This is a genomic window from Streptomyces griseochromogenes, from assembly GCF_001542625.1.
GTDB classification, from domain to species: domain Bacteria; phylum Actinomycetota; class Actinomycetes; order Streptomycetales; family Streptomycetaceae; genus Streptomyces; species Streptomyces griseochromogenes.
Genome location: NZ_CP016279.1, coordinates 7,072,805 through 7,080,497, shown reverse-complemented (window position 1 = coordinate 7,080,497; position 7,693 = coordinate 7,072,805). Strand labels below are relative to the sequence as shown.

The following is a 7,693-nucleotide window of genomic DNA, read 5'->3' as shown; positions in this document are numbered from 1 at the left end:
CATGCACGCTGATCTCTCGCGCTCCACCTTCCGCCCGGAGCGGCACTACTCCGCGGTCCTCGCCCAGCAGGGCCGCGTCCAGCTGGACGCGGACCTCAACGAGCAGGCCGCCATCCAGCTCCATCAGACCCGCACGCTCGCCGCCGACCTGATCGGACGGCACGGGGGACCCGGCGCCGGACCCGACGGACCCGGCTTCCGTATCGAGTACGTGGGCGGCAAGCTCGACATCGACACCCTGTACATCCACGGCGGCCGCTACTACGTCGACGGCATCCTGTGCGACGCGGACCGTCCGGTGCCCGGCATTCCCGTACCCGACGAGGGCGCCGAGGAGCAGCCGGCTCCCGAGACCGGCGCCTTCTGGGACTACTGGAACCAGCCCGACGGCTTCCGCGACCCGGAGAACCCCGCCGACCGGCTGCCCTCGCCCGCCCGGTCGCCCTTCGTCGTCTACCTGAAGGTGTGGGAGCGGGCGGTCTCGGCGGCCGAGGACCCGGCGCTGCGCGAGGTCGCCCTCGGTGCCGCGCTGCCCGACACCTCCGTGCGCGCCAAGGTCGTGTGGCAGGTGCTGCCGCTGTCCCTGTCCGCACTGGACATCGAGGGGAGCGAACCGTCCGCGCAGGCCGTGCGTGACGCCTTCGAGAAGTGGGCGAAGGCCCAGGCGGCGCCCTCCGCCCGGCTCGCCGCCCGCAGCGAGCGGCCCGAGCACGCCGACGAGGACCCCTGCCTGGTCCGGCCCGACGCCCGCTACCGGGGCCCCGAGAACCAGCTGTACCGGGTGGAGATCCACGCGGGCGGCGAGGCGAAGGACGCCACCTTCAAGTGGTCCCGGGAGAACGGCTCAGTGGTCTTCCCGGTGGACGAACCGGACGGCACCTGGGTGCGGTTGGTGACCCTCGGCCTGGACGCCAAGCTCGACCTGGAGGTCGGCGACCACGTCGAGTTCACCGACACGGCCTACGCCTCCCGGCTGGAGGCGCTGCCCCTCCTGCGGGTCGAGGAACTCGACCTGCCCGGTCGCCGGGTGCGCCTGTCCGCCGACCCGGACCCGCACGTCGGGCGGCTGCCGCACCTGCACCCCTTCCTGCGCCGCTGGGACCATCACGAGGGGCCGAGGCAGAAGGGCCGCACCACGGCTCTGAAGGGCGGCGCGGTCCCCGTCACCGAGGGGGAGTGGCTGCGGCTGGAGGACGGCGTCGAGGTGTACTTCGCCAAGGGCGGCTCCTACCGCACCGGCGACCACTGGCTGATCCCCGCCCGCACCGCCACCGGCAGCGTCGAGTGGCCCGCAGACGCCGCGCGTCGTCCGCTGCTTGAGGCCCCCGCCGGAATCGACCGGCACTTCGCGCCGCTGGCCCTGGTCAGGGGCGAGGGCAGCGCCGTAGACCTGCGGTACGCCTTCGGCCCGTTGGGCAAGGACATCCCGCCCGCCGACCAGCAGGCCCTCGACGCGGAGGCCCTGGCCGCGCGTGAGGAGCAGGCGGCCGAGGCCGATCCCTCCGGCGGCCGTTCGCAGACCACAGCGGCGGCCGAGGCCGCCGTGGAAGGAGACGACTGATGGCTCAGCCGATGAGCGGGCAGAAGCTGCTGGAGGTCCTGCGCGCCGAAGGCCTCACCGTCCACGAGGTGCGCGACTGGCGCCACCACAACCGCAACACCAAGGGCCCCTGGGGCCCGGTGAACGGCGTGATGATCCACCACACCGTCACCTCGGGCACCGAGAACTCCGTGAACATCTGCTACAACGGCTACTCCGGCCTGCCCGGCCCCCTGTGCCACGGCGTGATCGACAAGCAGGGCCACGTCCACCTCGTCGGCAACGGCCGCGCCAACCACGCCGGCCTCGGCGACAGCGACGTGCTGCGCGCGGTGATCAACGAGACGAAGCTGCCGCACGACAACCAGGCCGACGTCGACGGCAACCGGCACTTCTACGGCTTCGAGTGCATCAACCTCGGCGACGGCAAGGACCCCTGGCCCGAGGCGCAGAAGGAGGCCATCGAGAAGGTCTCCGCCGCGATCTGCCGCCACCACGGCTGGTCGGAGCGCTCCGTGATCGGGCACAAGGAGTGGCAGCCCGGCAAGCAGGACCCGCGCGGCTTCACCATGGACGCGATGCGCAAGCGCATAGCCGACCGGCTGGCGGGGAAGGGCGGCGGCACGGACCCGGGGGACCCGAGGCCCGCGCCCAAGCCGAAGTACGCGCCGTTCCCGGGCAGCGGCTTCTTCCACATCGGGCAGACGTCGCCCGTCGTCACCGCCATGGGCCGCCGACTGGTGGCCGAGGGCTGCGGGCACTACGAGGAGGGCCCGAGCCCCGAGTGGAGCGAGGCCGACCGCAGGTCCTACGCCGCCTGGCAGCACAAGCTCGGCTTCAAGGGCAAGGACGCGGACGGCATCCCCGGCAGGACCAGCTGGGACAAGCTGAAGGTGCCCTCGGACGGCTGAACGGGCGAAAGGGCGTCAGTGCCGCTCGGCGCCCTTCTCCTCCCGCTCCTTGTGCAGCTTCTTGATCCGCACGGATTCCTTGCGGACCTCCGCCTGGGTGGCGCGCTCCTTCTCCAGCCACTCGGGCCGCTCCTGCTTGAGCGCCTCGATCTGCTCGGTGGTCAGCGGCTCGGTGATCCCGCCGCGCGCGAGGCCGGCGATGGACACACCGAGCTTCGCGGCCACCACCGGGCGCGGGTGCGGGCCGTTCTCTCGCAGCTCGCGCAGCCACTCGGGCGGATCGGCCTGCAGCTCGTTCAGCTCGGCGCGCGAGACCACACCCTCCTGGAACTCGGCGGGGGTGGCGGGGAGGTACACACCCAGCTTCTTCGCCGCGGTCGCGGGCTTCATCGTCTGGGTGCTCTGCTGCGAACTCATGAGGTCAAGGGTATCGGCCATGTGCCGGACGGCCGACCACGGCCGGTAACCTGGCCTGGTGACAGGCTCGCAGGAAACACCGTCGTTCCGGCTCGCGTACGTCCCCGGAGCGACGCCCGCCAAGTGGGCGCGGATCTGGAACGAGCGTCTGCCCGACACCCCGCTCGCCCTCCTCCAGGTCCCCGCCGAAGACGCGCCGGAGATGCTGCGCGCGGGCGAGGCCGACGCGGGGCTCGTACGGCTGCCCGTCGACCGTACGTTCTTCAGCGCGATCCCCCTCTACACCGAGACCACGGTGGTCGTCGTCCCGAAGGACCACCTGATCACGGCGGCGGACGAGGTGACCCTGGCCGACCTCGCCGACGAGGTGCTCTTCCATCCCCTGGACGACGTCTTCGACTGGGACAGCCCGCCCGGCGAGTCCGCCTTCGAGCGCCCCGCGACGACACCGGACGCCATCGAGCTCGTGGCGGCGGGCGTCGGCCTCCTGATCGTCCCCCAGTCCCTGGCCCGCCTCTACCACCGCAGGGACCTCACCTACCGCCCGGTCGTCGACGCCCCCCAGTCGAGCATCGCCCTGTCCTGGCCGGAGGAGGCCACCACCGACCTGGTGGAGGACTTCATCGGCATCGTCCGCGGCCGCACGGTCAACAGCACGCGGGGCCGTACGGCGCCGGAGGCCGAGGCGGAGAAGCGGCGTCCGGAGAAGCGGGGCGGCACGCGCCAGAAGCCCGCGGCCGCCAAGTCGACGGGCGGAAAGCCCGCGGGCCGCACGGGCTCGGGAGGCGCCAAGCCGGCCAAGCGGGGGAAGCCGCGCCGCAGGTCGTGACCCCTCCGGAACGGCGTCGGCGAACGTGACCCCGTCAGCCCCGCCGGACCGGCTCCTCCGTCCCGCCCTCCTCGGAACCGCGCAGGACCGGGCCGCCGGCAGCCTCCGCTTCCGGACGCACCTGGCGCTCCCGCAGGTCGGCGATCGCCAGCACCAGCGCGATCATGATGATCCCCACGGCCGTGAGCAGCCCCAGCTGAATCGCCGTGACGGAGTGGCCGTGGTTGGCCTGATGCGCGAAGTACACCGCGCCGACCACGGCGATCCCGGCCGCCGAGCCGACGCGCTGGCCCGTCTGCAGCACCCCGCCGGCCGCCCCCGCACGGTGCACCGGGACGCGGGTCAGGGTGAGGGTCGTGTTGGGCGAGACGGTGATGCCGGAGCCGATCCCCCCGACGATCATCGGCAGCGCCGTGGCCCACCCCACCCCTTGCCCGGGCACCAGCTCCACCGCGACGACGACCCCGAGCAGCCCCACCGCGACCCCGCTCAGACCGATGGCGACGAGCTTGCGGCCGTGGCGCACCACCAGCCGGCCCCCGATGGCGGCGCCCACCGCGGAGGCGGCCGCGAAGGGCAGCACCGAGACACCGGCCGCCAGCGCGCTGTAGCCGACCGTGTTCTGCAGGAACAGCGTGTAGACGAAGAAGACCGTGGTGAAGCCCGCGAAGTAGGTCAGGCTGATCAGGGCGCCGAGCGTGAAGGACCGCAGGGAGAACAGATCCAGGTCGACCAGCGGCGCCCGCCCGCGCCGCCCCTGACGCCGCTCCCACGCCCAGAAGGCGGCCAGCAGCAGCACGGCCACCGGCATCAGCGACCACTTCAGCCGTCCGGTCCACTGCTGTTCCTGCACCAGGGGCAGCATGAGCGCGAGCACGGCCGAGCCGAGGAGCAGCACCCCGAACAGGTCGAACTCCTCCCGCCTTCCCCGGGCGGCCGGGAAACGGGGCAGCAGCCGCAGCCCCGCGACGAGGGCGGCCACCCCGATGGGCAGGTTGACGAAGAACACCCAGCGCCAGCCGTCGTCGGTGCCGACGGAGTCGATCAGCAGGCCGCCCGCCAGCGGGCCCACCGCCGTCGAGACCCCGATGACGCTGCCGAGCAGGCCGAAGGCCTTGGCCCGCTCCGCGCCCTGGAACATCTGCTGGATCAGCCCTGAGGTCTGCGGTGCGACCATGCCCGCCGCCGTGCCCTGGATCAGCCGGAACAGCACCAGCCAGGAGGCGGTGGGCGCGAGCCCGCACGCCGCCGAGGCCACCGTGAACACGGCGAGCCCGAGCAGGAAGGCCTGGCGCCGCCCGCGCATGTCGCCCAGGCGTCCCGCCGGCACGAGCGCGAGACCGAAGGTGAGGGCGTACCCGGACACCACCCAGGACTGGGCGGCCTCGGAGGCGCCGAGTCCGTGCTCCATCGAGGGCAGTGCCACGTTCACGATCGAGGTGTCGAGCAGCGAGATGAAGCCCGCTGTCAGACAGACCCCGAGCGCCTTCCACCGCCGCACGTCGGGGGCGGGCCGGGCCTGGACTGTGGTCATGGGGTCACGCTAAGCAGTCACCCGCCCCAACGCGCGGAAGGAGCGCTTCCGCGCGCGTCGTAGCCGTCAGTCCTGGTACGACGCCTGCTGCGCGGTACGCACCGCCGTCCGGCCCTCCTCCTGTCCGGTGCTGACGGGTAAGGAAGTTGCTCAGGCGGAGGTGGCCGAATCCCGCAGCCACGCGTACGCCGACTGCGCCGTGAACTCCGCCTGGCCGCCCCGCACGAGCAGGTCGGCCGTGGCGAACTCCGGCGAGTCCGCCTGGGCGGCCACGTACGGGACGGCGATGCAGCGCATCCCGGCCGCGTGGGCGGCGGCCGCGCCCGGTGCCGCGTCCTCCAGGACCACACAGTCGGCCCGGTGCGCGCCGAGCCGCCGGGCCGCCTCCAGGAACACGTCGGGGGCCGGCTTGCCGTGGGTCACGTCGTCGGCCGAGACCATGGTGCGCAGGAAGGCGTCCAGACCGGTCCCGGCGAGGATGGCCTCGATGGCCTCGGGGCAGGAGCCGGAGGCCACCGCGAGCGGAACGCCCTCGGCGGCCAGCAGCTCCACGAACTTCCGCATCTCGGGGTAGGCGGGCGTGTGCGCGCGGGCCAGCTCCAGATAGCGCCTGTTCGTGGCGTCCAGAAGCTCCTTCAGCGGGGCGCGCAGGCCGTAGCGCTCGCGCCAGAGCGCGACCGACTCCGGGGTGCTGACCCCGACGTAGCTCTCGTGCTCCGCCCAGCCGAAGTCCGGGACGCCGTGCTCGGCGAGGGTCTGCCGGCTCGCTTCGTAGTAGTTCGGCTCGCTGTCCACCAGCGTTCCGTCGAGATCGAAGATGACCGCAAGGCTGCCGAACGTGCTCATGACGTCCAGGATGCAGGGGTCAGAGGCGAGCCGCCCGTCCGAGTGATTCGACCAGGGGCAGCAGCCGGTGCGGCACGCGCTCACGCAGGGCCACCTCGGTGCGGGTGCGCACCACGCCCGGCAGGCTGATCAGCTTCTGGATCACGTCCTCCAGATGGGCGTTGTCCCGCCCCACCACCCGGGCCAGCAGATCCCCGCCGCCGGTGATCGAGAACGCCTCCACGATCTCCGGCACAGCCGCCAGCGCGTCCCCGACGTCGTCCAGGTGGCCCTGGGTGACCTCGATGTGCACGAAAGCGAGGACCGGGTGGCCGAGCGCCGCGGGGGACAGGGAGGGGCCTGTGCCGGTGATCACGCCGTCGCGTTCCATGCGGTCCAGACGGGCCTGCAGCGTGCCCCGGGCGACGCCCAGGATGCGGGCGTACTCGCGCACGCTGGTGCGCGGCTGCTCCAGGAGCAGCCGCAGGATGCGGGTGTCGAGCTCGTCCACGGTCATCACCTACGACTGTACCAATGGCTCAGCCGAGCGGCGCCGGGGCATGCCATCCGACCTGGGCCGTTGGCTGTCAGGCGGACCGGGCAGCGAGAGCATCCATGGGCCAATGGCTCAGTGATTCAGCGGACACTTGAGCCATCGCCCTTCGTGATGCTCTCATGGACACGTCGATGGCGCTGCGGATCCCCGCGGCGCCTTTTGTATGTGGGTCTTCCAGGTGTTCTCAGGTGTTCTCACGGGAGGGGAAGCAGTGCTGAAGAGGGTGCTCGCGGCGCCGGACCCGGGGCGGGCGCGGTTGCGCTTCGCCGCACGGGCCGTCCTCGGCATCGGGCTGGCGGCCGTGGTGTGCGGACTCGCGGGCCACTCCCTGCCCGGGGCGGTCACCGGCGGTCTGGCCGCGCTGCTCGCCCTGTTCACCGTCGCCGACGCCACCGTGCGCGGGCAGGCGGTGACCACCGCGCTGCTGCCCGCCGTCGGCGTGCCCGTGCTCGCCGTGGCCGCCGAGTTGCACGACCACCCGGTGGCCCGGGACCTGGCCTTCCTCGCCGTGGTCGGCGCCGGCGTGTACGCCCGCCGCTGGGGCCCGCGCGGACACAGCCTCGGCGTGTTCGCCTTCATGACCTTCTTCGTCGCCCAGTTCCTGCACGCCACCCCCGGACAGCTGCCCGAGCTGTACACGGCCGTCCTGCTGTCCGTGCTCAGCGCCGCCGCGGTGCGCTTCGGCCTGTGGTGCTACGAGCGCCGGCTGCCCCCGGTCGCCGTACCCGCGCCGCCCGCCGGCGCCGGGCTCGCCCGCGTGACCACCCGGCAGGCGGTCCAGGCGGTCGCGGGCACCGGATTCGCGCTGGTCGTGGGCCAGCTGGTGTCCGGGCAGCGCTGGTACTGGGCCGTGGGCGCCACCTGGTGGGTGTTCGTCAACACCGCCTCGCGCGGCGAGACACTGGTGCGCGGCTTCCGGCGCGTCCTCGGTACGGTGATCGGCATCGCACTGGGCTTCCTCGTCGCCGTGCCCGTGGACGGCGCTCCGGTCCCGACCGCCGTCCTGGTCGCCGTCGCCGTCTTCGGCATCTTCTACACGGCCGCCGTCTCCTACACCTGGATGATGTTCTGCGTAGTGTCA

The 7,693-nt window shown here is 72.7% G+C and carries 7 protein-coding genes and 1 pseudogene; 4 read left to right on the top strand and 4 right to left on the bottom strand.

Annotated features, from left to right (window positions below; all coding sequences use genetic code 11):
• Window position 1 precedes the first annotated feature (1 nt).
• A complete protein-coding gene (locus AVL59_RS30450) occupies window positions 2–1,561 on the top strand; it encodes a DUF6519 domain-containing protein (RefSeq protein ID WP_067310815.1) in 1,560 nt (519 codons plus the stop codon).
• Window positions 1,561–2,451: a peptidoglycan-binding protein gene (locus AVL59_RS30445; protein WP_067310812.1), complete on the top strand. Its 891-nt coding sequence runs from the start codon at window positions 1,561–1,563 to the stop codon at window positions 2,449–2,451. Before AVL59_RS30450 ends, AVL59_RS30445 begins: the two co-directional genes overlap by 1 nt.
• Before the next feature lie 15 nt (window positions 2,452–2,466).
• On the opposite strand, the gene AVL59_RS30440 is transcribed toward AVL59_RS30445, so the two are convergent.
• Window positions 2,467–2,868 (bottom strand): DUF5997 family protein, encoded by a 402-nt coding sequence (locus tag AVL59_RS30440; RefSeq protein WP_067310809.1) that lies wholly within the window; start codon window positions 2,866–2,868, stop codon window positions 2,467–2,469.
• Window positions 2,869–2,926: 58 nt separating this feature from the next.
• On the opposite strand from AVL59_RS30440, the gene AVL59_RS30435 reads away from it, so the two are divergent.
• Entirely contained in the window at window positions 2,927–3,697 is a 771-nt protein-coding gene (locus AVL59_RS30435) for a LysR family substrate-binding domain-containing protein (protein WP_067310806.1), read from the top strand.
• Between the two features lie 34 nt (window positions 3,698–3,731).
• Here the strand turns inward: AVL59_RS30435 and AVL59_RS30430 are convergent, their stop codons facing one another.
• The 3 genes from AVL59_RS30430 to AVL59_RS30420 form a co-directional block, all read right to left on the bottom strand.
• Complete coding sequence (locus AVL59_RS30430; RefSeq protein ID WP_067310803.1) at window positions 3,732–5,231, bottom strand: MFS transporter; 1,500 nt, start codon at window positions 5,229–5,231, stop codon at window positions 3,732–3,734.
• 150 nt (window positions 5,232–5,381) lie between these two features.
• Window positions 5,382–6,077, bottom strand: a complete 696-nt coding sequence (locus AVL59_RS30425; protein WP_067310801.1) for an HAD family hydrolase — start codon at window positions 6,075–6,077, stop codon at window positions 5,382–5,384.
• A gap of 19 nt (window positions 6,078–6,096) precedes the next feature.
• Window positions 6,097–6,573, bottom strand: coding sequence for an Lrp/AsnC family transcriptional regulator (locus AVL59_RS30420; RefSeq protein WP_067310799.1), 477 nt, complete (start codon window positions 6,571–6,573; stop codon window positions 6,097–6,099).
• Window positions 6,574–6,823: 250 nt separating this feature from the next.
• Here AVL59_RS30420 and AVL59_RS30415 point away from each other — a divergent pair.
• Window positions 6,824–7,687, top strand: a pseudogene (locus tag AVL59_RS30415) (FUSC family protein); the annotation flags it as partial.
• Window positions 7,688–7,693: the final 6 nt, after the last annotated feature.

What these genes read in the sequence shown, in the direction of transcription:
- AVL59_RS30420 (WP_067310799.1), bottom strand. Translation starts at nt 6,573, where the DNA reads ATGACCGTGGACGAGCTCGACACCCGCATCCTGCGGCTGCTCCTGGAG.
- AVL59_RS30450 (WP_067310815.1), top strand. Translation starts at nt 2, where the DNA reads ATGCACGCTGATCTCTCGCGCTCCACCTTCCGCCCGGAGCGGCACTAC.
- AVL59_RS30445 (WP_067310812.1), top strand. Translation starts at nt 1,561, where the DNA reads ATGGCTCAGCCGATGAGCGGGCAGAAGCTGCTGGAGGTCCTGCGCGCC.
- AVL59_RS30430 (WP_067310803.1), bottom strand. Translation starts at nt 5,231, where the DNA reads ATGACCACAGTCCAGGCCCGGCCCGCCCCCGACGTGCGGCGGTGGAAG.
- AVL59_RS30440 (WP_067310809.1), bottom strand. Translation starts at nt 2,868, where the DNA reads ATGAGTTCGCAGCAGAGCACCCAGACGATGAAGCCCGCGACCGCGGCG.
- AVL59_RS30425 (WP_067310801.1), bottom strand. Translation starts at nt 6,077, where the DNA reads ATGAGCACGTTCGGCAGCCTTGCGGTCATCTTCGATCTCGACGGAACG.